Annotated in this window: 22 protein-coding genes; 12 read left to right on the top strand and 10 right to left on the bottom strand. The window is 74.3% G+C overall.

Annotation, left to right across the window (positions count from 1 at the left end):
- The first annotated feature begins 46 nt into the window (after positions 1-46).
- Both OG994_RS26720 and tilS read left to right on the top strand, forming a co-directional pair.
- Entirely contained in the window at positions 47-1114 is a 1068-nt protein-coding gene (locus OG994_RS26720; RefSeq protein WP_120329843.1) for a zinc-dependent metalloprotease, read from the top strand.
- 10 nt (positions 1115-1124) lie between these two features.
- Positions 1125-2120: a tRNA lysidine(34) synthetase TilS gene (gene tilS / locus OG994_RS26725; protein WP_328851364.1), complete on the top strand. Its 996-nt coding sequence runs from the start codon at positions 1125-1127 to the stop codon at positions 2118-2120.
- A gap of 106 nt (positions 2121-2226) precedes the next feature.
- Here the strand turns inward: tilS and OG994_RS26730 are convergent, their stop codons facing one another.
- Positions 2227-3189, bottom strand: a complete 963-nt coding sequence (locus OG994_RS26730) for a GlxA family transcriptional regulator (protein WP_120329845.1) — start codon at positions 3187-3189, stop codon at positions 2227-2229.
- Positions 3190-3342: 153 nt separating this feature from the next.
- Between OG994_RS26730 and OG994_RS26735 the strand changes: the two genes are divergently transcribed.
- The 4 genes from OG994_RS26735 (at position 3343) to folE (ending at position 7312) form a co-directional block, all read left to right on the top strand.
- Positions 3343-3480: a hypothetical protein gene (locus OG994_RS26735; RefSeq protein ID WP_192902196.1), complete on the top strand. Its 138-nt coding sequence runs from the start codon at positions 3343-3345 to the stop codon at positions 3478-3480.
- A 100-nt stretch (positions 3481-3580) separates the two neighbouring features.
- Positions 3581-4156 (top strand): hypoxanthine phosphoribosyltransferase, encoded by a 576-nt coding sequence (gene hpt, locus OG994_RS26740; RefSeq protein ID WP_120329846.1) that lies wholly within the window; start codon positions 3581-3583, stop codon positions 4154-4156.
- A 439-nt stretch (positions 4157-4595) separates the two neighbouring features.
- Complete coding sequence (gene ftsH / locus OG994_RS26745) at positions 4596-6611, top strand: ATP-dependent zinc metalloprotease FtsH (RefSeq protein ID WP_120329847.1); 2016 nt, start codon at positions 4596-4598, stop codon at positions 6609-6611.
- Between the two features lie 35 nt (positions 6612-6646).
- A complete protein-coding gene (folE, locus tag OG994_RS26750) occupies positions 6647-7312 on the top strand; it encodes a GTP cyclohydrolase I FolE (protein ID WP_120329936.1) in 666 nt (221 codons plus the stop codon).
- A gap of 70 nt (positions 7313-7382) precedes the next feature.
- Here folE and OG994_RS26755 read toward each other — a convergent pair whose 3' ends face one another.
- Together OG994_RS26755 and OG994_RS26760 are read right to left on the bottom strand one after the other, a co-directional pair.
- Positions 7383-8147 (bottom strand): hypothetical protein, encoded by a 765-nt coding sequence (locus OG994_RS26755; RefSeq protein WP_328851365.1) that lies wholly within the window; start codon positions 8145-8147, stop codon positions 7383-7385.
- A 46-nt stretch (positions 8148-8193) separates the two neighbouring features.
- Positions 8194-10941, bottom strand: a complete 2748-nt coding sequence (locus OG994_RS26760) for an FtsK/SpoIIIE domain-containing protein (RefSeq protein WP_328851366.1) — start codon at positions 10939-10941, stop codon at positions 8194-8196.
- A gap of 181 nt (positions 10942-11122) precedes the next feature.
- Between OG994_RS26760 and OG994_RS26765 the strand changes: the two genes are divergently transcribed.
- Entirely contained in the window at positions 11123-11683 is a 561-nt protein-coding gene (locus tag OG994_RS26765) for an Rv0361 family membrane protein (protein WP_328853806.1), read from the top strand.
- Here OG994_RS26765 and OG994_RS26770 read toward each other — a convergent pair whose 3' ends face one another.
- The 7 genes from OG994_RS26770 to OG994_RS26800 are packed head-to-tail and all read right to left on the bottom strand — an operon-like array spanning position 11684 to position 20023.
- Complete coding sequence (locus OG994_RS26770; protein WP_120329849.1) at positions 11684-12283, bottom strand: hypothetical protein; 600 nt, start codon at positions 12281-12283, stop codon at positions 11684-11686.
- Positions 12284-12296: 13 nt separating this feature from the next.
- Positions 12297-13475, bottom strand: coding sequence for a M23 family metallopeptidase (locus OG994_RS26775; RefSeq protein ID WP_328851367.1), 1179 nt, complete (start codon positions 13473-13475; stop codon positions 12297-12299).
- Complete coding sequence (locus tag OG994_RS26780) at positions 13472-14029, bottom strand: hypothetical protein (protein ID WP_328851368.1); 558 nt, start codon at positions 14027-14029, stop codon at positions 13472-13474. Before OG994_RS26780 ends, OG994_RS26775 begins: the two co-directional genes overlap by 4 nt.
- Entirely contained in the window at positions 14026-15963 is a 1938-nt protein-coding gene (locus OG994_RS26785; protein ID WP_328851369.1) for an MFS transporter, read from the bottom strand. Before OG994_RS26785 ends, OG994_RS26780 begins: the two co-directional genes overlap by 4 nt.
- 1 nt (position 15964) lies before the next feature.
- Positions 15965-19282 carry an ATP-binding protein gene (locus OG994_RS26790; protein ID WP_328851370.1) on the bottom strand — a complete coding sequence of 1106 codons (3318 nt, stop codon included), beginning with the start codon at positions 19280-19282 and terminating at the stop codon, positions 15965-15967.
- Positions 19283-19331: 49 nt separating this feature from the next.
- A complete protein-coding gene (locus OG994_RS26795; RefSeq protein WP_328851371.1) occupies positions 19332-19694 on the bottom strand; it encodes a hypothetical protein in 363 nt (120 codons plus the stop codon).
- Positions 19695-19708: 14 nt separating this feature from the next.
- Positions 19709-20023, bottom strand: a complete 315-nt coding sequence (locus tag OG994_RS26800; protein ID WP_120329855.1) for a hypothetical protein — start codon at positions 20021-20023, stop codon at positions 19709-19711.
- Positions 20024-20379: 356 nt separating this feature from the next.
- Between OG994_RS26800 and folP the strand changes: the two genes are divergently transcribed.
- The 5 genes from folP to OG994_RS26825 all read left to right on the top strand — a co-directional run bounded on the left by folP (position 20380) and on the right by OG994_RS26825 (position 24057).
- Positions 20380-21261, top strand: a complete 882-nt coding sequence (gene folP / locus OG994_RS26805; RefSeq protein WP_328851372.1) for a dihydropteroate synthase — start codon at positions 20380-20382, stop codon at positions 21259-21261.
- Positions 21258-21623, top strand: coding sequence for a dihydroneopterin aldolase (folB, locus tag OG994_RS26810; protein ID WP_328851373.1), 366 nt, complete (start codon positions 21258-21260; stop codon positions 21621-21623). Before folP ends, folB begins: the two co-directional genes overlap by 4 nt.
- Positions 21620-22147, top strand: a complete 528-nt coding sequence (folK, locus tag OG994_RS26815) for a 2-amino-4-hydroxy-6-hydroxymethyldihydropteridine diphosphokinase (RefSeq protein WP_120329858.1) — start codon at positions 21620-21622, stop codon at positions 22145-22147. Before folB ends, folK begins: the two co-directional genes overlap by 4 nt.
- A gap of 19 nt (positions 22148-22166) precedes the next feature.
- Positions 22167-22706, top strand: a complete 540-nt coding sequence (locus OG994_RS26820) for a DUF3180 domain-containing protein (RefSeq protein ID WP_120329859.1) — start codon at positions 22167-22169, stop codon at positions 22704-22706.
- Positions 22707-22845: 139 nt separating this feature from the next.
- Positions 22846-24057, top strand: a complete 1212-nt coding sequence (locus OG994_RS26825) for an ABC transporter permease (RefSeq protein ID WP_328851374.1) — start codon at positions 22846-22848, stop codon at positions 24055-24057.
- Positions 24058-24096: the final 39 nt, after the last annotated feature.

A 24096-nucleotide genomic window follows, 5' to 3' on the forward strand; every position in this document is an offset into this window, starting at 1 on the left:
GGTGCGAGCCCGGGCCGGGGTGTCCCGGCGCGGGTACGGTGGGTGCATGGCGCAGTTCGTGGACTGGGATCTGGCCGCCGCCACCGCGGGGGCGCTGGGCAAGTCGGGCCCCCGGGTGTCGTACGCCGAGGCCACCGACGTGGTCGGCGACCTGCGACGGCTGACCGAGGAGGCGGCCGGGCACGTGGCCGACTACACGGGGCTGCGCCCGCAGGTGACCCCTCCGCCGGTGCGGGTGGTCGACCGGCGGGACTGGGCCGGCGCCAACATCGACGGCCTGCGCGAGGTCATCGGGCCGCTGGTCGGCCGGCTGGCTGGCGACAAACAGCCCGGCGTGGTCACCGAGGCGATCGGCTCCCGGCTCACCGGGGTGCAGGCGGGCACCGTGCTCGCGTACCTGTCCGGGCGGGTGCTCGGCCAGTACGAGGTCTTCTCCGGCGACCCCGGCCAGCTGCTGCTGGTGGCGCCGAACATCGTCGAGGTGGAACGGAAGCTCGGCGCGGACCCCCGCGACTTCCGGCTCTGGGTCTGCCTGCACGAGGTGACCCACCGCACCCAGTTCACGGCCGTGCCGTGGATGCGGGCACACTTCCTCGGCGAGGTGCAGGCGTTCGTCGACGCCTCCTCGGGCAGCGAGCACCTGGCCGAGCGGCTGCGCCGCGGCGTGGCCACCCTCGCCGACGCGATCCGCGACCCGGAGAGCCGCACGAGCGTGCTGGATCTCGTGCAGACGCCGGCCCAACGGGCCGTGCTGGACCGGCTCACCGCGCTCATGACGCTGCTCGAAGGGCACGCCGAGTTCGTGATGGACGGGGTCGGCCCCCAGGTGATCCCGAGCGTCGACCGGATCCGGGCGGCGTTCAACCGGCGCCGGGAGGCCGGCAACCCGCTGGAGAAGGCGATCCGCCGGCTGCTCGGCATCGACGTCAAGATGCGCCAGTACGCCGAGGGCCGCAAGTTCGTGCACGGTGTGGTCGAGCGGGTCGGCATGGAGGGCTTCAACAAGATCTTCGGCTCGCCGCTGACCCTGCCCAGGCTGGAGGAGATCGGCGACCCGGACGCGTGGGTGGCCCGGGTGCACGGGCCGGCCGGCCCGCTGCCGGCGGCCGGCTGACCGTACGCCGGTGGCCGTCCTCGCCCCGCCGGTGGCCGCGATCCGGGTGGCGGTCCGCCGTGCGCTGGCCGGGCTGACCGCTGACGGTCCGGTGCTGGTCGCCTGCTCCGGTGGCGCCGACTCGCTCGCCCTGGCCGACGCCGCCGCGTTCGTGGCGCCCCGGCTCGGTCGGCGGGCCGGTCTCGTGACGGTCGATCACGGTCTTCAGGAGGGCTCCGCCGAGCGTGCCGCCGCGGTGGCGGCGTGGGCCGTCGCGCGGGGGCTCGCGCCGGTGGAGGCGGTCCGGGTCGACGTGGCCGGGCGGCCCGGCGGGCCGGAGGCGGCCGCCCGGGAGGCCCGCTACGAGGCGCTCGTGGCTACCGCCCGGCGACACGGGGCGGCGGCGCTGCTCACGGGGCACACCCGCGACGACCAGGCGGAGACGGTGCTGCTCGCGCTGGCCCGGGGCGCCGGCCCGAGGGGGCTGGCCGGGATGCCCGCCCGCCGGGACCTGGGCGGGGTGCCGTTGCTGCGGCCGCTGCTGGACGTGAGCCGGGAGCAGACCCGGGCCGCCTGCGCGGCCCTCGACCTCACCCCATGGGTCGACCCGCACAACAGCGACCCCGCGTACGCCCGCGCCCGGGTGCGCGCCGAGGCGCTGCCGGCGCTGGTCCGCGCGCTCGGCCCCGGGGTGCTCGACGGGCTGGCGCGTACGGCCCGGCTGGTGGCCGCGGACAACGCGGCTCTCGACGAGCTTGCCGGCGCGGCGCTGGCCGCGGCCCGGCATCCCGACGGCGGGCTCGCCGTGCCCGAGCTGGCCGCCCTCGCCCCCGCCGTACGTGGCCGGGTGCTGCACGCCTGGGCGCGGGAGCTGGGTGCGCCGCCGAGCGCCCTGTCCCACCGGCACGTGGCCGCCCTCGACGCGCTCGTGACCGACTGGCGCGGCCAGGGCGCCGCGTACCTGCCCGGCGGGCTCCGGGTGCGCCGCCGGGCCGACCGCCTCCTGCCGCCGCCCGAGCCCTCGTGACCGGGGCACGGCGCCGCTCGGTGTGCGCGGCGCGCTCGGCTTGCGCCGCGTGCCCGGTGTGGTCCGCGCGTTCGGTGTGGTCCGCGCGCTGGCCACGGCGGGTCGGTCAGGCGACCTGGACCCGGTCCCGGAACGTCGTGCGGTAGCCCTGCGGGGTCGTGCCGACCCGGCGGGTGAAGTGGTGCCGGAGGGCCGCCGCGTCGCCGAACCCCGCCCGCTGGGCCACCTCCTCGACGCTGAGGTGGGTCTCCTCCAGGAGCCGGCGGGCCAGCAGCACCCGCTGGTTGGTCATCCAGTCGTGCGGCGTGGTGCCGGTCTCGGCGCGGAACCGGCGGGCGAACGTGCGGGGCGCCATCCCGGCGCGCGCGGCCAGCTCGTCCACGGTGACCGTCCGGCTCAGGTGCCCCATCAGCCACTCCAGCACCGGTTCGAGCGTGGGCGCCTCGGGCGCCTTCGGTATGGGTGCCTCCACGAACTGCGCCTGGCCGCCGTCCCGGTGCGGTGGCACGACCATCCGGCGGGCCAGGCGGGTGGCGGTGGCCGAGCCGTGCTCCTGGCGTACGAGGTGCAGGCAGGCGTCGATGCCGGCGGCGGTGCCCGCGCTGGTGAGCAGGGGACCGTCGGCCACGTAGAGCGAGTTGCAGCGGACCCGGGCGCGGGGGTGCAGCCGTTGGAGCTCGTCGACGAAGCGCCAGTGGGTGGTGCACTCGCGGTCGTCGAGCAGCCCGGCCGCGCCGAGCAGGAAGGCGCCCGAGCAGACGCTCAGGAGGCGGGCGCCGCGCGCGCCGGCCCGGCGCAGGGCGGCGAGCACCGGCTCGGGCGGGGTGACACGCCGGTCGTGGGCGGGGACGGCCACGAGGTCGGCGTCCTCGACCGGGCCGAGGTCGGCGTGGGGCACGAGGTCGAACCCGGATGAGGTGCGTACGGGGCGTCCGTCCGGGCTGCACACGTGGAAGCGGTAGCCGGGGAACCCGTCGGCCGTCCGGTCGGTGCCGAACACCTCGGCGAGCACGCCCAGCTCGAACGGGGCGACGTTGTCCAGGGCGATGACGGCGACCGATCGGAGCATGTGACGAGGGTAACGCAGTCGGTGGCAGGAAATCGACGGCCAGTGGCATTCCTGCCACTGTCCGGTCCGGGTGGCACGGCGCAGACTTGGAGTCAGACCCGGTGCGCACCGGCGGCGAAAACCCACGACACACACGCGAAAGCGAGCGCCGCCATGGAATTCCTGCTCATCCTCCTGTTCGTCGTCCTCCTCGCCGCCGCCTCCGCGGCCGGCCTGACCGCCGACAGCCGGGACTCGGCCGACTGGCAGCCGACCGACGGCGGCTGCCGACGCCCGTACGGCGCCCGGTGATGCCGTTGATCCGATTACGCCGAGAAAATCCGAGCGGGACCGCGCCGAATGGGGCGGCCCCGCCGACGGCGGCCGGGCGGCGTACGGCAGGCTAGGAGCCATGGCAGACGGCTCCTGGTACGACGCCGACATCGACCACGTGATCATCTCCGAGGCGCAGATCCGCGAGAAGACCGCGGAGCTGGCCAAGCAGGTCGCGGCCGACTACGCCCACGTCGAGGACGGCCTCCTGCTGGTCTGCGTGCTCAAGGGCGCGGTGATGTTCATGGCCGACTTCGCCCGCGCGCTCGGCCGCCACGGTCCCCCCGCCGAGTTGGAGTTCATGGCCGTCTCCTCGTACGGCCAGGGCACCACCTCCTCCGGCGTGGTCCGCATCCTCAAGGACCTCGACCGGGACATCGCCGGCCGGCACGTGGTGGTCGTCGAGGACATCGTCGACTCCGGCCTCACCCTCTCCTGGCTGCTGCGCTACCTGGCGTCCCGTTCGGCGGCGAGCGTCGAGGTGGTCGCGCTGTTCCGCAAGCCCGACGCCGTCAAGGTCCCGGTCCCGGTGAAGTACGTCGGTTTCGACATCCCCACGGAGTTCGTGGTCGGCTACGGGCTCGACTTCGGCGAGCGGTACCGGGAGCTGCCGTACGTCGGCGTGCTCAAGCCCGAGGTCTACGCCCGTTCCTGAGCCCTCCTCGTATCGGCATTCGTCGAGCGGACGTTCAGCGGACTCTCAGTTGTTCGGACTACCGTGGACGTCGGTGGCGCGGAGGCACTTCCGCGCCCGGCCCCTCGATCACGTGACCGGGTGTTCGCGGGCGGCCGGGTTCGGACTCCCCGCCACGCCGGTCTCCGCCCGGTCCCGTCGTACGTGGCGGCGCGGGCTGGCGGGCCCCGGGGCACGACACGCGCCGTCGATGCGCGGCGTGCGCCGAGTGCGGGGCTCGCAAGCTCACTCCGCGCGCACACGGTGTACCGTCGAATGACCGCGGCGCGGCAGTTTGCCGCACCTCGGGGGTCGAGGCCGGCCCGCACGGCGGCTCCGGCCGCCGCCACCGGCGGCGACACCATCAGACGGTCAGGACGTCGATCAGGAGGATGCGGGCGCCTCGGCGCTCGACAACAGCATGGAACGTACGCGTTTCTTCCGCCGACCGGTGGTCTGGATCATCCTGGTCATCCTCGGCGCCGTTGTGCTCAGTCAGTTGTTCACCTCGGGTCCCAGTTTCCACCGGGTGGACACTTCCGTTGCGCTCGACCAGCTCCACACCGCCAAGATCGATAAGGCGGTCTTCCAGGACAAGGAGCAGACGCTCCAGCTGGAACTGGCGGAGAAGACCAAGTTCGGCGACACCACCACCGACCGGATCGAGGCCCAGTTCCCCTACGAGGTGGGCGGCCAGGTCTGGAACGAGGTCCTGGAGGCGAAGGCAGCCAACCGGATCACCGGCCCCGCCGACACCAAGGTGTCGTCGGACAGCATCTGGGTGAGCCTGCTGGTCAACCTGCTCCCCATCGTGCTGCTCGTGCTGCTGCTGCTGTTCTTCATGTCGCAGATGCAGGGCGGCGGCTCGCGGGTGCTCAACTTCGGCAAGTCCAAGGCGAAGATGATCACCAAGGACACGCCGAAGACGACGTTCGCGGACGTCGCGGGCGCCGACGAGGCGGTGGAGGAGCTCCACGAGATCAAGGACTTCCTTCAGAACCCGGCCAAGTACCAGGCGCTGGGCGCCAAGATCCCGAAGGGCGTCCTGCTCTTCGGCCCGCCCGGAACCGGTAAGACGCTGCTGGCCCGCGCGGTCGCCGGCGAGGCCGGGGTCCCCTTCTACTCCATCTCCGGCTCGGACTTCGTGGAGATGTTCGTCGGTGTCGGCGCGAGCCGGGTCCGTGACCTGTTCGAGCAGGCCAAGGCGAACGCCCCGGCGATCGTCTTCGTCGACGAGATCGACGCCGTCGGCCGGCACCGTGGCGCCGGCATGGGCGGCGGCCACGACGAGCGGGAGCAGACCCTCAACCAGCTGCTCGTCGAGATGGACGGCTTCGACACCAAGGGCGGGGTCATCCTGATCGCCGCCACGAACCGGCCGGACATCCTGGACCCGGCGCTGCTGCGCCCGGGCCGCTTCGACCGGCAGATCCCGGTGGACGCGCCGGACATGGAGGGCCGCAAGGCCATCCTGCGGGTGCACGCCAAGGGCAAGCCGTTCACGCCCGACGTCGACCTCGACTCGGTGGCGCGGCGGACCCCGGGCTTCAGCGGCGCCGACCTCGCCAACGTGATCAACGAGGCCGCGCTGCTCACCGCCCGTAAGGACCAGCGGGCGATCTCCAACGACTCCCTGGAGGAGTCGATCGACCGGGTGATCGCCGGTCCGCAGCGCCGGACCCGGGTGATGAGCGACCAGGAGAAGAAGATCACCGCGTACCACGAGGGTGGGCACGCGCTGGTCGCCTGGGCGCTGCCGCACGCCGCGCCGGTGCACAAGGTGACGATCCTGTCCCGCGGTCGGTCGCTGGGCCACACGCTGGTGCTGCCGACCGAGGACAAGTACACCCAGACGCGGGCCGAGATGATCGACACCCTGGCGTACGCGCTGGGCGGCCGGGCCGCGGAGGAGCTCGTCTTCCACGAGCCCACCACGGGCGCCGGCAACGACATCGAGAAGGCCACCCAGCTGGCCCGCGCGATGATCACCCAGTACGGCATGAGCTCCAAGCTCGGCGCGATCAAGTACGGCACCAGCGGGGACGAGCCGTTCCTCGGCCGCAACATGGGCCACGAGCGGGACTACTCCGACGCGGTCGCCGCCGAGATCGACGCCGAGATGCGGGCGCTCATCGAGCTGGCGCACGACGAGGCCTGGGAGATCCTGGTCGAGTACCGGGACGTCCTGGACAACATCGTGCTGGAGCTCATGGAGAAGGAGACCCTCTCCACGGCCGACATGGCGCGGATCTGCGCGCGGGTCGTCAAGCGCCCGCCGATGGCGCCGTACAACGGCTTCGGCAAGCGCCAGCCCTCCACCGAGCCGCCGGTGCTCACGCCGGCCGAGAAGGAGGCGCTGAAGGCGCAGGCCCAGGCCGACGGCGCGCAGGCGGGGGTGGGCGGCAGCTCGCCGAACAACTCGGACGGTACCCACTGAGCACGATGGATCCGGCGGCCAGCCCCGACAGGGGGCTGGCCGCCTCCGCGACCGAGCCCGACGGCGACGACGGGCTGGACTACATCGCGGCGCGCCTGATCAACGGCAAGCTCACCGGCGGCCCCGTCGAGGAGACCGTCGACCTGGCCCGGATCGAGAAGGCGGTCCGCGAGATCCTCATCGCGGTCGGGGAGAACCCGGACCGGGACGGGCTCCAGCAGACGCCGGCCCGCGTGGCCCGGGCGTACGCCGAGCTCTTCGCCGGCCTGCGGGTCGACCCGGCCCAGGTGCTCAGCACCACCTTCGAGGCCAACCACGAGGAACTCGTGCTCGTCCGGGACATCGACGTGATGAGCCTCTGCGAGCACCACCTGCTCCCGTTCCGGGGCAGCGCCCACATCGGCTACATCCCCGGGCCGGATGGGCGGATCACGGGCCTGTCGAAGCTGGCCCGGCTCGTCGAGGTGTACGCGCGCCGGCCCCAGGTGCAGGAGCGTCTCACCTCCCAGATCGCCGACCTGCTCATGGAGAAGCTCGCACCCCGCGGCGTGATCGTGGTGCTGGAGTGCGAGCACATGTGCATGGCCATGCGGGGCATCCAGAAGTCCGGCGCCCAGACGATCACCTCGGCCGTACGGGGGACGCTCCAGCGCGACCCGAAGTCGCGGGCCGAGGCGATGGCCCTCATCCTTCCCCGCTGACCACGCGTACCGCGGCCGGCCGACCTGGTGATCCCGGGCGGCCGGCCGTGTCGCTCTGCTGCGGCCCTGCTCAGCCGGCCAGCATGGCGAGCAGCAGTCCCGCGGTGACGAGCACCGCCGGCACGAGGCACACCAGCGCGCCGAAACGGGGTGTCCGGTCCACCCTCCCGCCCTGGGCCGGCGGGAACAGCCGGCCGACGCCGAGCCAGCCGGCCACGAACGCGACCGCCGGCATCGGCAGCCCGCAGATGAGCGCGGCCACGGTCGCGGGGCCGGCGCCGGTGGCCACGTACACGACGACCTGGATCAGCGGCACGAGCACGGCCAGCGGCCCGTACACGAGGAGGTTGCGCGGGCGGGCGGACCAGCTCGCCGGGCGCAACGGGTGGCGGGCGACGAGGGCCGCGTCGGCGGAGTCCAGGCGGTCGCGGGCGCCGCGCAGCGCCGCGAGGACCGTGGCTGGCCCACCGGCCATCGCCCGGGCCTCCTCCGACAGCTCCGGCGGCGACGGCACCAGCGAGATCGGCGGTACGCCCCGCTCCCGCAGCCGCGTCTGCTGGGCGGCGAGCCGGGCGCGTACCTCGGTCAGCTCCTCCCGGGCCTCCTGGACGGACCGGGCCTGCTCACCGGCGGCAGCCGCCGCGGCCCGGCGTACCCCGTCGAGCTGCCGCGCGGCCGCGAGGTAGTCCTGCCAGGCGGCCACGGCCGCGTCGGCCGCCGCCGTGGGCGACGGCACCGCCTCGCGCTGCCCACCCGTGCGCTGCCGCCCCGGGCCGGCCGGACCCGGCGGCCTCCGGGTCGCCGTGCCCGGCTTCCGCGCCGCGCCTCCGGTCATCGCGGCCTCCGGGTCGCCGTGCCCGGCTTCCGTGCCGTGCCTCCGGTCATCGCGGCTCCTCCTCGGCGAACGGCACCAGGACGACACCCCGCTCGTCGGGTCCGTCCCAGAGCACGACCCGTCCCGGGCGCGGCCGCCACTCCACCGGACGGTGGAAGACGGCGGCGAGCTGCGCGCCGGGCACGTCGACGGCGGCCACGGCGGCCAGCTTGTCGACGGCGTCCTCCGGCCCGAGGAGCGCGGCGAACGGCGGCACCACCCGCCACCAGCCGAGCAGGTGCCGACCCGCCGGCGGGCCCTCGCGCAGCAGCGTCCGCAGCTCTTCGACGGGAAGCTCCTCCGCGGCGACCCGGTCCAGCCCGAAGACCACCAGGTACGTGGGCTCGGCCGCGCACCCCGGCTCGGGCGGCCCGTCCCCGCACGCGGGCCCGTCCGGGCCGCCGCGGGCCGGTCCGGAGCCGGGTCCCGCGACCGCCGCCGCGGCGTCGACCGTCACCGTGCCGGTCGTTTCCGTCGTGGTGAGCGCGGCCGTGGCGGTGCGGTCGGCTCCCGTCGCGGCGGCCGGGTCCGTGCCGGCCGCGGCCGTGAGCAGGTCCCCGACGTCGACCACGGTGGCTGCCTGCCGCACGGCCAGTTCGGCGGCCAGCGCCTCGGCCAGCGGCCGGGCTTCCTGGTCGGGGGCGGCGATCACGAAACGCGCGGTGCCCGGCGGATGGTGGACGGCGGTGCTGCGTGCGGCGGTCGCCAGCAACCGCGCCGCCCCGGGCCCGGGACCCAGGACGGCGAGGTTCCGCCCCGCCGCCGGGCCGAGCGGTACGGCCGCGGTGGTCCGGCCGACGTCCACCGCCCGCCCCAGCAGGGCCGCCGGCGCGTGCGCCCGCCCCGCGAGCGCGAGACGGTACCGGGGGTCGTTGCGCAGCAACGGCCGGGCGTACCCGGCGAAGACCACCGGTGGGACGCTGCCCTCCGGCCGGGCCGCCCACAGCTCGTGGCGGAGGCGCTCCACCGTCTCCGGCTCGTCCTGCGGGTCCGGGTGCCGCACCAGCCGCTCGTGCCCGCGTACCGCGCCGCGGGGGCCGCCGAGCCCACCGGCGGTGTTCACCACCGCACTGCCCACGGGCAGGCCGGCCGCCGAGTCGTTCGTCGGTTCCAGCACCGCACCACCGCCGGGAAGCGCCACGCGGACCGGGAACTGCCCGAGCAGCGAGTCCCGGTGGCCGGCCTCCGACCGGCCGGCCAGGCCGAGGTCGCCGGCGCCCGCGAGCAACAGGTGTACGCCGTACGCCCGGCCGGAGCGCGCCAGCGCCTCGATGCGGGCCGCGGCGTCGGCGGCGAGCCGGTCCCGCTCGGCGAAGAGCAGCGGCAGGTTGTCGACCACGCACACGATGCGCGGCAGCGCCATGTGCTGGCGGAGCTCGGTGAAGCGCTGCCCGCCCGTCCGGCGTCCGGCCTCCTCGCGGCGGCGGACCTCGGTCGCGAGCTGTTCGAGGAGGTCCCGCACGTACTCCCGGTCGGCGGTCATCGCGGCCGCCCGCACCTGCGGTACCCACGAGCGGTCCCGCTCGGTCTGGAGGAACTCCACGAAGGAGTCGCCCTCGCCGAGGTCCGCGAGGTACAGAGCCAGCTCGTCCGGGCCGTACCGGGCGGTCAGGCCCAGCAGCGCGGTGGTGAGGAACGCCGACCGCCCGCCAGCGGAGCGCCCGCTGACGAGCCAGTGCGGGGTCAACTCGGTGAACCCGAGCGGCACCGGCCGGCCGGCGGCGTCGCCCACGGTGGTGGTCAGGCCGTCCGTCGAGTCCGCCGACCAGAGCGCGTCGCCGGTGGGCGGCAGCAGGTCGGCCAGCGCCAGCCGGGAACCCGCCTCGACCTGCGCGGCCAGCCGCCGGCACACCGCGTCCACCAGGTCGGCCGGCGGGTCCGCCTCGACGAAGACCGGCGAGTTCAGCCCGCCCGCCGCGTCTGCGCCGGGACTGGTGAACGACGTGCCCGGCGGGTCGCCGAGCAGCGCGTACGCGTTGCGCAGGGCGAGCGTGGTGGCGCGGGGCAGCGGCGAGCGGTTCGCGTACGGGCCGGGGCCCGCCCAGCCCGCCACGACCAGGTGCAGCCCCGCCGACGGTCCCTGCGCGGCCAGCGTCTCGATCCGGGACAGGTCGGTCGGCCCGGTCGACTCGGGCAGGGCGGCGATCACGAGCAGCAGCGTGCGATCGTGCCGGCGCCGGCCGCTCGCGCCCGGTGCCACCCACTGCTCGGCCTCGGTCAGCACCGCCCGCAACCCGGGTACGTCCACGGCCGGCGGCGGGAGCAGGCCGGCGTCGGCCAGCGCGGCGAACGGCGCCAGCGTCCCACCCTCGGCGTCCACGGCCCGTACCAGCAGCGCGCCGGCCGGCGTGGCGGCGAGCGTACGGAGCAGGACGGCGCGGAGCAGCCCCGCCACCCGGGGGTCCCGCGCGTCGGTGTCGACGCTGAGGTGGCCGGAGCCCACCAGCGGCACCAGCGCGGGGAAGCGGGCGTCGTCCAGGGGCGCGGCGGTGCCGACCCGCACGAAGGGCGGCGGGCCCTCACCGGGAGGCGCGTCAGGGGCGAGCGTGTCCAGGGGAGCACCGGCCCAGCCCGGCGCCACGACGGCCGCCACCGTACGCAGACGGTCGGCGAGTTCGTACTGGCGGCGCTGGTCGGCGGGGGCCGGGCGGATCTCGTCGAGGATGCCCGCCGCGGCGGCCGCGGTGGCGGCGGCCCGACGGTGCAGTGCGGCGGCGCGGTTCGTCCGTGCCTTCGGACCGGCCACCGCGTCCACCCCCTCTGGCCGAGGTTGGCAACCTCCCCGAGCAGAGACGGTATCCCAGGTGAGGCCGGTACCCCGGGAGGTGCGGGGGTGTCGTTGGGGATCTCACTCGGGGTAGCGGACCGGCCCGATCCGCGGCATCTGGGGCATTGGGTACGCGGCCCCCGACCGATAGCCTCAGGAGGTGGAATCAGTGCAGCCCCCCGCCGGTTCCCAGGTCTCCCGCGTACCGGCGCAGCGGCCCCCCTCCGAGCAGCTGCCACCCGCCCCCGCGGCCCCGGCGCCCGAGCGGCCACGCCGTCGCGTACGCACCGTCCTCACCGTGGTCGCCGGGGTCGTCGCACTGCTCTGCCTCGGCGGCGCCGTCACCGGCTACGTGCTGTACGACCGCGCCACCGCCCCCGACCGCAGCGCCCCCGACGTCGTCGTGGCCAACTACATTCAAGCCTTTCTCAACGATCGCAACGACGCAAAAGCGGAGCAGTTTGCCTGCCGGGAGGAGGATGGTCTGAGGGCGATGCGCACCCTGCGTCAGGAGCTTGAGCAGCGCGAAGCGAGCTTCGACGTCGTCGTACGGGTGCGGTGGGGGCCGCTGACGCGAGTGAAGGACGGTGAAGGAGAGTCGGTGACAACCACTCTAACCATCTCTAGCTCGGCGAACGGTCAGCCGCGGAGCAGCCGCCGCGAGGACTGGCGTTTCCATGTCGTGGACGAGGACGGCTGGCGCGTCTGTGGCGGCAGCAAACTCGGCTGATCACTCGATCCACAGGAGGTGGACCGGCACCTCCAAGGTGGACGGAGCCTGCCCGCGCCACGCCCACCGGTACCAGTCGACCTCGGACGTGATCCGCACGCAGATGTCGCCGTCGGCGCCCGAGTAGGTTTCGGTGACGGCGCGCAGATCGCGGTGCTCGACGGAGTCGACCACGTGGACGACGCGCCGGCCGGCCACCGAGTCCGCGTCGACGACCGGAATGGGGTCCCGGTGGCTCGGGCCGTCGAGCGACACGAGGCGGAGGCCGACCGCCGGCCGGGCCGGCTCGGCGGGGCGCGTGCCGATGGTCTCGACCCACACCCGCTCCACCGGGATCAGGGGTGCGAAGACCTCCACCTGTTCGATCTCGGCCCGGTACCACTCGTGTTCCGGGATGACCGGGACGTACGTCCGGCTTCCCTGCACCACGCGGTCGTCCGCCCGCAGGTCGCCGCGCCACCCGAGGCCCGGCAACCCGACCTGCACCCGCCGGCCGCGCAGCGCGACCCGGCCGGTGGCCGGCACGATCTCGACGGGCCGCGGCGGCCGGGGTGCCCAGTCCGGACGGTCGGCGAACGGATCGGGCAGTCGTTCTGTCATGGCACCGAGGATGTCATTCCGCCTTGAGGGGGGCGCCCCGCGAACGCATGAACGGCACCGGGTCGATGGCGCTGCGGGCGCTGCGGTCGCCGTCCTCGTGCACCTCGAAGTGCAGGTGCGGGCCCGAGGAGTTGCCGCTGCTGCCGACCTCGCCGATGACCTCACCGGCGGCGACGGTCTGTCCGGGGTGGACGCGGGGCCGCGTCACCATGTGGCAGTAGCGGGTGACGATGCCGCCGGAGCGCTCGTCGGGGTGCAGGATGTCGACGAACCACCCGCAGCCGCCCTTGCCCGGGTAGCCGTCCACGTCGCAGCTCTCGCGCCCGCTGTTGTCGGGATCGCACCGCGCCACCAGCACCCGGCCGGACGCGGCGGCGTGGATGGGCGTGCCCTTCCTGGCGCCGATGTCGACTCCGTCGTGGCCCGGGCGCTGCGCGGTCCGGAATCCGGAGCCGACGGCGCCGGCGATCGGCGCGGTCCACCCGGATGCCGCGACCCTCTTGCCGGAGGCGGCGTCGCAGGTCTGCCGGTTGGCGACCATCGTCGTCCGCGCCGCGCCGCCGGCGAGGGCGTCGACGATCTGGGACGCCACGGTCTCGTGTTTCGCGTAGGCATCGGGGAAGGCGCTCACCTGCACCTTCTGCGCGGCCACGCTGAGCGGCAGCTGTTCCCAGCCGGGGACGGTGAGCAGCTTCTCGTAGAACTTCCGGGCGGCGTACTCGGGGGTCATCCGCTGCTTCACGCTGCCCCAGGAGGCCCGCTGCTGGAACAGGCCGACCGAGTCGTGGTCGGCGCCGACGCCCTCGTTGGGCAGGTCCTGGGACTCCGCGACGGTCCGGTTCGCGAGGTTGCGCAGCGCGGACTCCTGCATGGCGGTCGCCACCGCGACGACCCAGCCCCGCGCGGGCACCTTCATCTCCTGACCGACGCCGATGATCTTCGCGGCGTTCCGGAGCTGGCTCTCCCCGTAGTCGGCCATCCGTGGCATGTCCCCGGTGACGTCGACGCGGAAGTCGCCGGTGCACTCGAGGCTCATGGGCGTCATCGATTCGGCGGAATCGCCCCCGAGCTCGGTGAGGAAGAACGCCGCCGTGCCCCCGGTGCAGCAGAGCAGCCCCAGCCCGACGGTGAGCGCGGCGGCCAACGCGCGGAGTGGCCTGCGTCGACGCCGGGGCACCCTCTCGCCGCTCATTCCTGCTCCCAGTCCACCGCGTCGACCAACCAGCGCCCGTCGGACGCCAGGAGTTCCAGCCGGAGCCGGCCCGTGTCGAGGGGAACCAGCGCCTCGACGAACGTCTCGGTCCGGGGTCGGAGGACCACCTCGTCCGTCATCTGCCGCGCCGGAACGTCGCCCGGCACCGCACCGGCCAGCTTCTCGGTGAGCGCGGACGTCGACAGCGGCCGCATGCCCTCGTGCCACCGTTCGGGGGTCATCCCCGGCTCACCGAGCCACGCCGCGACGAACCGTTCGGCGGTCTGTTCGGGCGTGCGCTCCCCGGGACGGGTTACGGGGGAGGGCGGCGCGTCGCGGCCCACCAGCCCGTCGTCGCCGGCGGTCGGCGGCACGGTGGTGATGGGTTCGTTCGGCCGGTTGCTCAGCCCGAGGGTGGGATCGCCCGGCCCGGCGAGGAGCCGGGCCGCGCCGACGATCCCGAACACCACGACGGCGAGGGCGAGCGCGATCCCGAGGCGGGAGCGCAGCACCCGGCCGACCAGGAACTCGACGGCCCGCCGCACGACGCTCACCGTGCCTCGGAGCGGACGCGCGGCGCGCGCCGGTCGGGTGGTGTCCGTTCCGTCGAGCCGGGACGGTAGACGACGAAGGACGGGCTCTCCTCGGGCACGTCCGGCTCCGTCCACGTGGCCGGCTGGCGGCGTTGCCGGGGTGCCGGCGGACGAGGGGTCGGCCCCTCGTCCGGCTCGGGCGCACCGTCGGCGCGCTCGCGACCGTCCGGACGCCGCCCACCGCCGCTGGGAGAGGTGTGCACCGGGTCCTCGTGCCGGGCCTCCGGCCGGAGTCTCGTCGGCTCCGCCACGACCGCCTTCCGCCGCCCCATGGTGGGCTCGGCCGTTCCGCCGGGCTCCGCCACGTCGAGCCGGGCCGCGGTCCGCATGTCCCGGAAGAACCGGCGGTGCCAGGACCCGGCGGAGCTGACCGCCTCACTGCTGTCCTTGCCGCCGAGCTGGGTGATCCGGCGGTAGGGACGCAGCAGGAGCCAGCCGACCACACCGCAGAGCCACACGAGCACCACCTGGAGCCAGCCGGGCAGCGTGGGGGTCCTCATGATCAGATCGACCGCGAACAGGTAGACGGCGGCTCCGGTGCCGAAGATGGCGATGTTGAAGATCGCGGCGACCACGGCGTTCCCGAGCCGGCGCAGACCGGCGCTGGCCGGCCGGAACAGGGCGACCGTGCCGAGGATCGGCGCGGCAACCACCGCCCACCGGAAGATCAGGAAGCCGAGCAGCACGAGCAGCGACGCGGTGAGGTCGAACATCGCGAAGAGCAGCGAGGCCAGGACCGCGATGAAGCCGGCGCCCACGCGGTCCATGTCCCGCACTCCCTGGAGGTACTCGTACGCCTCCGGGTCCTCCTTCTCGATCTGCGCGGCGACGGTCATCCACTGCTGCTGCTTGGCCTTGATGACGACATTGCGGGTAGCCGGGTTCTTGCGGATGGACTCCGCTTCGTCCCACGTCAGTGCTTTCGCGTCGTAGAGCGCGGGGCCGTACTTCTTCGCCGTCTCGCTGTCCGCCGAGCCCAGCACGCCACGCAGCCAGTTGCGGTAGAGCATCGTCTCGGCGGCCGTGTCGCTCGCACGGACGGCGGGTGGACGGTGGTCCTTGCATGCCTCGGGATTCGGGTCGTCGCACTGGCTCGGCGGAGTGTCGCGACTTACGGGGCCGATCGCGTCGTGCACCACGCCCAGCGTGGTGATCAGTGAGTTGTCGGCGAGGTTGGCGGACTTCACGGGCCAGGCGGCCAGCGCGGTCACGGCGACCATGACCAGCAGCGCCCAGCCCGCCGTGGTCATCGCGTTGCTCATGTCCGACTGGCGCGACCGCCAGAGCAGGTACAACCCGACGACGCAGAGCGTCACGATGCCGAAGACGCTGAACACCTTCTGGTAGATGGCCTTGGTCGCCTGCTCCACCAGTGGGTCGGCCCAACTCCACATGGTGCGGGGATCCCACGCGCGCTCCCGGAGGGCGTTCGAGGCGCCCACGATCGCCGTCGCGAGCATGAACTCGCCGTTGGCGACCGTGTTGCTGAACTTGTAGTCCGGGTGCAGGAGGGTGGACGCGCACCCGCCGTCGACGCGGTAGGTCGTGTAGCTGTAGCCGGCGTACCCGTAGTCGCTGTAGTAGCCCTTCGGGCCGGGCTGCGTCGAGGATTCCGGCCGCGAGGCGAACCAGCCCGCGAGCCCGGAGTCGGGAGCGGTCGGCGTCGGCGGCTTCCAGCAGTTGGCCTGCGACTCGGCGACCTGCTGGAGGCGCTTCACGCAGGCGCGGAAGTCCGCCTGCCACTCCTGCGTCGAGCAGAGGTCGGCCGCCGCCTGGGCCGTGACCGGGGCGGCGTACGCGGGACCGCCGCCGATCAGCGGAAAGGCGATCGTGGCCCCGGCCAGTACGCCGAGCGCGAGCAGGAACGCCGTGATCCGTGCCCGGGCCCTCGCCATGTCACGCCTCCAGATCCGGCAGGGGGACGCTCGGCAGCACACCGGCCGCCGCGGCGATGGCGGCGGGCGTGGTGTCGAGGTGGTCCAGCAGCCCGTCGACGTACGACACGTCCACCCGGACCTTCTGGACCCGCCCGTCGACGTCGCGCATGACGAACTCGCGGAAGCCGAGCCGGGTGGCCGATGTGGCGTCGGCGGTGGAGAGTGTGGCGAGGGTGGCCTCGTACCCGTCGTTGACCGGCACCCGCAGCAGCCGGAGCGCCTCGGAGGCGATCTCGTTGTCCTCGGCGATGCGGCCGACGAAGACGGTCGAGACGAGGTTCTGCACGTCGAGGCCGAGGATGTCGCGCGGGTTCTGGGAGGCGACGAGCGCCGCGAGGTTCCACTTGCGGGAGTCCCGGGCGAGGCGGACGAGGAAGGACCGGCCGGAGCGCCAGCCCTCCATGAAGTGCGCCTCGTCGAGGCCCACCAGCTTCCGGGAGGACATCGAGCCGCCGTAGCAGCGGCGTACCGCGAGCCGATGCGCCGTGTGCAGCATCGGCAGGGCGAGCGCCTCCTCGGCCGACCAGTACTCGCGCTCGATCTTGAGATCGGGCAGGCGGAGGCCGGCCATGGTGATGACGGTGAGCGCCGCGTCCGGCCCGAGCATGCCCTCCGGCGGCCGGCCGAAGAAGAGCATCGCCAACGGCATCTCGGCGGTGTCGAGCAGGAGGTTCGCGAGTTCCCGGCCGGCGTCGTCGTCGAGCTGGCTGAGCGTGGTCACCACGTCGTCCAGGGTGGACGTCTCCTCGGCCGGCACCTGGCGTACGGCGTGCCGGAACAGCGTGGCGGTGGACGCCTCGCGGGCCACCTGCGGCGGCACGAGCATCATGCAGATGTCCTGCACCAGCATCCGCCGCTCGGCCCGCGCGTTGGAGATCGCGATCTCGAACTCCCGGTCACCGGTCGCGCCGGTGCCGAACTCGCTGCGTCGCGGCGTCGGGATGAGCGCGTACGGCGCCAGGGTGCCGTGTTCCGAACCGGTCAGGTTCAGCACCCGGGCGTAGGGCTTCAGCTCCGGCATGGCGCACAGGCGGGCGAGCGGGCCGGACGGGTCGAGCAGCGTCACCTGGACGCCCCGCCGGGCCGCCAGGTAGCCGAGCGCGCCGAGCAGGGTCGACTTGCCGCCGCCCGGCTCGGCCACGAAGACGGCGAGCCCGGACCGCTCGCGGACCTCCATGGGGTAGTGCAGGTCCAGGAAGACGGGCCGCCGGCAGGTGCCCGAGGTGCGGCCGATCAGGTCGCCGCGCCGGTCGCCGACGGTGGACGCCGCCTGCGGCAGCGCGGCGGCGAGGAGGGACACCGGCATGCGGCGGACGTATCCGGTGTTGGCGATGGGCTCACCGGGGATGAACTCGCGCGCCAGCCAGTCCTGGTTCTTCGGGTGTTGCAGCGAGATGCGCAGTTCCCGGGAGTAGAGCTGGATGAGCCGCCGGGCGCGCTCCAGGCACTCCTCCCGGGTCCGGCCGCCCACGGCGATCCGGTGCCAGCCGTGCGCCCGCGCCGAGTCGACCGGCAGCCCGGTCGTCATCTCGTCGCCGATCACGAGCGCCCGCTTGGCGAGCCGCTCCAGCTCCGGCGGGGCGTCGATGCCGTGCTCGGCGTAGTCGAGCTGCTGGGAGCGGATCATCCGGAGGCGGTGCTCGAGGTTCCGGAAGGAGTCGTTCGGGCCCAGGATGTCGACCCGGGTGGACAGCTCCATCGGCCAGGGCAGGCGCTCGTGGAAGTGCAGCCAGGGCTCGTGCCGTTCGGGGATCTCCAGCGGCTCCATCCGGCCCACGGCCAGCACCGCCACGTGCCGTTCCTCGCCGGTCATCCGGTTGACCAGCTTCACCGTGGAGCCGTACGGCGTCCGGTAGCGCTCGACCTGCTCGGTGAGGGCGAGCAGGTCGCCGCGTTCCCACCGGCCGTCGGTCACCGGGGAGAGCGCCCCGGGCGGTGACATGCAGAGCGCCACCGAGCGGTAGAGGAGCCACTCCAGCTCCTCGGCGGTCACCCGGCGGCCGCGCATGCCGAACGCGCCGAGCACCTCGTCGAACTGCTCGACCGTCCGGCCCAACCGGCGGCGCTCGGCCTCGGCCACTCCGCGGCCGAACACGCGGAGCAGCCGCTCGCTCAGCGAGTCGCCGAGGGAGCGGCGGGCGAAGGTGACACCGAGGTACGTCTGCCCTTCGGCGTGGTTCACCGACATCAGGTGCCGTTGTGCGGCGACCAGGTGGTCGGCCCAGCTCGGTGTGCCGGGCACGTCGGGCAGCGGGGCGACGGTGTGCGCGTCGAGGGTGCGGGCCCACTCGTCGGCGGGGAACGGCCGGGTGGTGCGCCGCAGGTGCAGCCGGAAGCCGGCGAGGCCCGCATACTGTTCGGCGATCGCCGACAGCAGGGCCTCGCGCTCGGCGTCCGGCCGGAACGCCCACCGCACCTCGGGCAGCCAGTACCAGGCGGTGACGGTGTTCGGGGTGAAGGTCAGGTGGCCGGCGATCTCGGTGATCGCCAGTTCGACGGACGGGTCGCGGTCGCCGAACTTGATCTTCGGTGGCTTCACCCGGACCGGCTTGACCGGCTTGTTCCGCCGCTCCACGGCGCGCTGCCGGGGTGGCACGACCTCCCGCCCGGGCGCCCGCGCCGGTTCGCGTTCCACCGGCCGCCGGAGTTCGGGCACCGGCTCGGCCTCGGTGACGGGCGGACCGGCCGGTGCCGGCGTGCTCCGCGACGGCGCGACCGGCTCGGGGTCGACCGGGGGCCGCCGCACCGGCAGCCGGTCACCGGCCTGGTGGGGCACCCGCGACCGCACGGTGGGCTCGGCGTGCTCGGGAGCCGGGCCGAGCGCCGGCGGCGCCGCCGGGGGCCGCTCACGGCCGGCCGTGGGCAGGCGCGGGGCGGCCGGCCCGGCGGCGGACGGCGGGTCGACCGCGGCCGGCTGCTGCGGGATGGACGGGTGGTCGCGCTCGGCGTCGCGCGGTGGCGCGAGCGGACGGGCCGAGCCGGGGCGCGGGGATCCGAAGAGGTCGAGGAACGGCGAGTCGATGTCGTGGCTCTCCGTACCCGTCGAGGTCTGGTCCGGCAGGCGCGACGACGGTGCGCCCGGCGGGGTGCGTCGCACGACCGGCCGGGGCGCCTGGAAGACCCCCACCCCGCCGTGCCCGGGCGAGGTGGCGAGGGCCGGGTCGAGGGTCGCCTCGTCCAGCTCGTCGGCTTCTGCGTAGTCAAACGAACGCGCTCGGTGACCACCCGGCGCGGCCGGACGGCCGGCCGGGGAACCCGGCGTGGAAGAGCGACTCATGCGACCGCCTCACCCGCGTCGTGTGACCGCCCCGTCGGCGTACGCCCGGTCATGCCAGTTCCTCCCGGATCCTGATCCCGCTGCCGGCCAGGCGGGGGTCGCGCTGCTCGGTGGCGGGCTCCCGGGTGCGTCGCCAGTCGGTCAGCGCGGTGCGGATGACCGCCCGCGCCGGCCGGTCCGGGTCGACGTGCCGGAAGACGAATGACGTGGTCACGATGGCGAGCGCGATCTCCCACGCGGGGAAGAGCTCGACCTGGAACGTGAACAGCCAGTGGATGAACATGTAGAGGGGGACGAGCAGCATGAAGAGCCCGTACTGGGCGTACGGGAGGTGGACGGGAAGGGTGTAGCCGGGCGGCCCGAGGTAGACCAGGCGTGCCCGGTAGATGTCGTCGTCGGTGCGCAGCCGCATGTCGTGCCCGCGCCCTATTCGAAGATCAGGTCGATCAGGTAGTCGCCGACGAAGAACAGTGTCGCCGCGCCGGCGATGAAGGCCAGCCCGACGATCGCGATGGCGGAGCTGGTCAACACCTTGGAGATCTCGCCGCGGCTGGCTCGGCCGATGAAGATGACGCCGAGGACGGCGAGCAGGATCGGCGCGATCTTGCTGGCGAAGAACGTGACGACACCCTCGGTGTCGATGCCCTTCGGCGCCGGCTCGGCGAGTGGAGTCGACGCCAGGGTCGAGAGCGCGTGGGCGACGCCGGACGACGCCGTCTCCATGAGCTCGATGGCGATCACTGAAACCTCCCCAAATCGCGGCCGGCGGCGCCGCGGCGGTGCAGTGGGTGAGCGTGGCGGGAAATGTGCGTGTTCGGGCGCAGCGTCTTGACCCTGCGTTCGTTACTCACCACGGAGGGTGGTGAGATTTGGGCGGATTGTTCCCGCTTCGGCCCTCCCTCCACACCTCGCCATCTCGATGCTGGGCAATTCCACAGCGTACGGGCCGCCCCGGAATGCGACAAGCCGCGAAGAGACTGCCCGATCCGACCTGGACGACCGATCGTACACCTGTTCCAATCCGCATGTCAGGGGCGTTGTGGTCGGGCGCCACCCGGGACGCGGGAGGCCCCGACGAGGACCGGTACGGTCTAGTCGTGACCGATCTGGTACGGGCCCCGGCCCCGGTGGTGATGGGCGTCCTCAACGTCACGCCCGACTCCTTCTCCGACGGCGGACGGTACGCCGACCTCGACGCCGCCGTCGGACACGGCGTCCGTCTGCGCGACGACGGCGCGCAGCTCGTCGACGTGGGAGGCGAGTCCACCCGGCCGGGCGCGGACCGGGTGGACGCCGACACCGAGATCGGCCGGGTGCTCCCGGTCATCCGCGAGCTGGCCGCCGCGGGCGTGCCGGTCAGCATCGACACGACCCGGGCCCGGGTCGCCGAGGCGGCCCTGGCCGCCGGTGCGGCGGTGGTCAACGACGTCTCCGGCGGGCTGGCCGACCCGGACATGGCCCGGGTCGTGCGTGACGCCGGCTGCCCGTGGGTGCTCATGCACTGGCGCGGGCACTCGCGTGCCATGCGCGAGCTGGCCGTCTACGGCGACGTGGTCACCGACGTCCGGGCCGAACTGGCCCAGCGCGTCGACGACGCGCTCCGCGCGGGGGTGTCCGCCGACCGCATCGTCGTCGACCCGGGGCTCGGCTTCGCCAAGACCGCCGAGCACAACTGGCAGCTCAGCGCCCGCCTGCCCGAGTTGCTCGACCTCGGCTACCCGCTGCTGTTCGGCGCGAGCCGCAAGTCGTACCTGGGGCGGCTGCTCGCCGCGCCCGACGGGACACCGCGACCGACCGACGGGCGGGAGGCGGCCACCGTGGCCACCAGCGTGCTCGCCGTGGCCGCCGGCGCCTGGGGCGTACGCGTGCACGACGTCCGCGCCACGGTCGACGCGCTCGCCGTCTGGCGGGCCACGGGCAGCCCGCGCCTCGTCCCGGCGGCCACCGCCGGCGCGGCCGTACGGAAGGGGGAGGCGTGACCGACCGGATCACCCTGACCGGCCTGCGGGTGCGGGGACGGCACGGGGTGTACGACTTCGAACGCGTGAACGGACAGGACTTCGTCGTGGACGTGGCGCTCGACCTGGACCTCGGCCCCGCCGCGCGCTCGGACGACGTGGCCGACACCGTCCACTACGGCGAACTGGCCGAGCACCTCGTCGCCGTGGTCGGCGGCGAGCCGGTCAACCTCATCGAGACGCTCGCCGACCGGCTGCTCGACGTCTGCCTCGCCGACCCCCGGGTGGTGAGCGCCACGGTCACCGTGCACAAGCCGGAGGCGCCGGTGCCGCACACCTTCACCGACGTGGCCGTCACCATGACCCGGACGCGTGCCCGGTGACCCGCGCCGTCCTCTCCCTCGGCAGCAACCTCGGCGACCGGTTGGCCCACCTGCGCTCCGCGGTCGCCGTGCTGGGCGACACCGTGCGGCTCGTGTCCGGTGTGTACGAGACGCCGCCGTGGGGCGACCCGGACCAGCCCGCGTACCTCAACGCCGTGGTGCTCGCCGAGGACCCCGCCGCGACGCCGTACGACTGGCTGGAGCGGGCGCGGGCCGCGGAGCGCGCGGCCGGCCGGACCCGCGACCCGGAGCGACGGTACGGGCCGCGCACCCTCGACGTGGACGTCATCGCGGTCTGGGGGGACGACGACCAGCCGGTGCGGAGCGACGACCCCGAGCTGACCCTCCCGCACCCCCGCGCCCACCTGCGGGCGTTCGTGCTGCGGCCGTGGATCGACATCCAGCCGTACGGCCGGCTGCCCGGCCACGGCTGGCTCACCGACCTGCTGGTCGCCGGCCCGGTGGCCGCCGACGCGCAGGAACTGCGCCCCCGTCCGGATCTGGAGATAGAGTCGACGGCATGACCCAGCGGAGCCGGCCGGCATGACGCAGGCGCAGTCCCCGCCCCCGGGCGGGACGGGCCCGGACCGCGCGCGGATGGGCCCGACCCGGATCTCCACCCTCGTGGTGGCCGGTCTGGCCGCCGCCGCGGCGGCCTGGTTGCTCATCAGCAGCTTCTACTACTCCGGCATCCCCCGGCTTCCCTGGCTGCCCGTGGTCACGCTGGCCGGGCTCGCCGTGCTCGAGGGGTACGCGGCGGTCAACACCCGCGGGCGCATCGAGCGCCGGCCCGGGCGTCCCGCCGTCAACCCGCTGATGGTCGCCCGGTTCGTGGTGCTCGCCAAGGCGTCCTCGCTGGCCGGCGCCATCTTCGCCGGGTTCTACGCGGGGTTGACCGCCTGGCTCTTCGTCGAGTCCACCCGCGCCGCCACCGAGGACCGGGTGCCCGCGGGCGCCGGCCTGCTCGCGTCGCTGGCACTGGTCGCCGCCGCCCTGTGGCTCGAACGGTCCTGCCGGGTGCCGGAACGCCCGGAGGACGAGCGCGAGCCCGAGGACCGGGAGAGCCGCCCGGGCCAGCGCTGACCGCCTCCGGGAGGGGCACGGCGCTGGCCAGGGGGTTACGTGCGGCTCGCCACGCGAGTACCGTGCCTCCGACCGGAGAGCATCGGCCCCCGTCGGTCCGCCGAACGTCGGACCTGGACGGCCGGCCAGGGGAGGCGCCATGGGGTACGACGAACCGGGCCGGAACACGTCCGTCGAGCCCTCGTCCGGGGTACCCGCCGCCGTCCTCGAGAACGTCTTCGACGACCCGAACCACGGTGAGCCGGGCCGGGACCGCGTCGGCGTGCACATCGGCTGGGAGGTCGTGCTGCTGGTGGGCCTCGCCGTACTCGGCTGGCTGCTCTGGCGGGACGCGCCGGACGTCCTGCGCGGCGCCGGCCTGCGGTCGCTCCTGGTCGACGTCGTCGCGCTCGGTCTGCTCGTCCTCGCCGCCGGGCTGAGCCTGCGCACCGCCGCCGTGAACCTGGCGATCGGGCCGGTCGCCGTCGCGGCGGCGCTGCACTTCGCCGAGCAGGGTGACCGTGGCGTGGTGGCCGCCGTCGCCCCGGCGGCCCTGGTCGCCGCCGTGGCCGGGCTGCTGCTGGCGCTGGCCGTCGTGGTGCTGCACGTGCCCGGCTGGGCGGCCAGCCTGGCCGGGGCGGCCGGCGTCGTCGTGTACATCGAACGCCGCGCCGAACCGGTCCTCGTCCAGGGCGAGTACGACCCGCGCCGGCACGCGTACTACCTCTGCGCCGGATTCGCGGCGGTGGCCGTGCTCGGCGGCCTGTTCGGCGCCATCCGTGCCGTCCGGCGGCTCGTCGGCCGGTTCCGCCCGGTCGCCGACCCGGCCCGGCGGCGAGGGGCGGTGGCCGCGGTGGTCACCTCGGCCGCGCTCGTCGGCTCGACCGTGCTCGCCATGCTGGCCGGGGTGCTCATCGCGGCGAACGGCACCGGGCCGGTGGCCCCCACCGCCGGCCTCGACTGGACGGTGCTCGCCGTCGGCGTGGCGCTGCTCGCGGGCACGAGCGCGTACGGCCGCCGCGGCGGGATCTTCGGCACCCTGTTCGCGGTCGGCCTGACGTCGGCGTTCCTCGCGTACGCGCAGGCGCGGGACTGGACGGTGAGCCGCTGGGCGGTCGGCGCCGTGGCGCTCGGGGTAGGGCTGGTGGTTACCCGGCTGGTCGAGCGGTTCGGGCGCCCGGGATCCCCGGCGCCGGAGGCCCCGGAGCCGGCCGGCGACGGTCCGCTCAGCTCCGGCTGGGCGGTGCACGGGTCCGGACCGGTCGAGGACTGGCCGCCCACGCTGCCCACGCCCGCCACCGACTCCCCGATGGACCCGTGGCGGTCGTCCCGCTGGGAGACCGAGCCGCGCCGCTGGGACGACGGCCGGTGAGTCCGACGCCACGTCCGACGGGCCGGGAGTGATCTCGAC

The organism is Micromonospora globbae (assembly GCF_036184225.1).
GTDB classification, from domain to species: domain Bacteria; phylum Actinomycetota; class Actinomycetes; order Mycobacteriales; family Micromonosporaceae; genus Micromonospora; species Micromonospora globbae.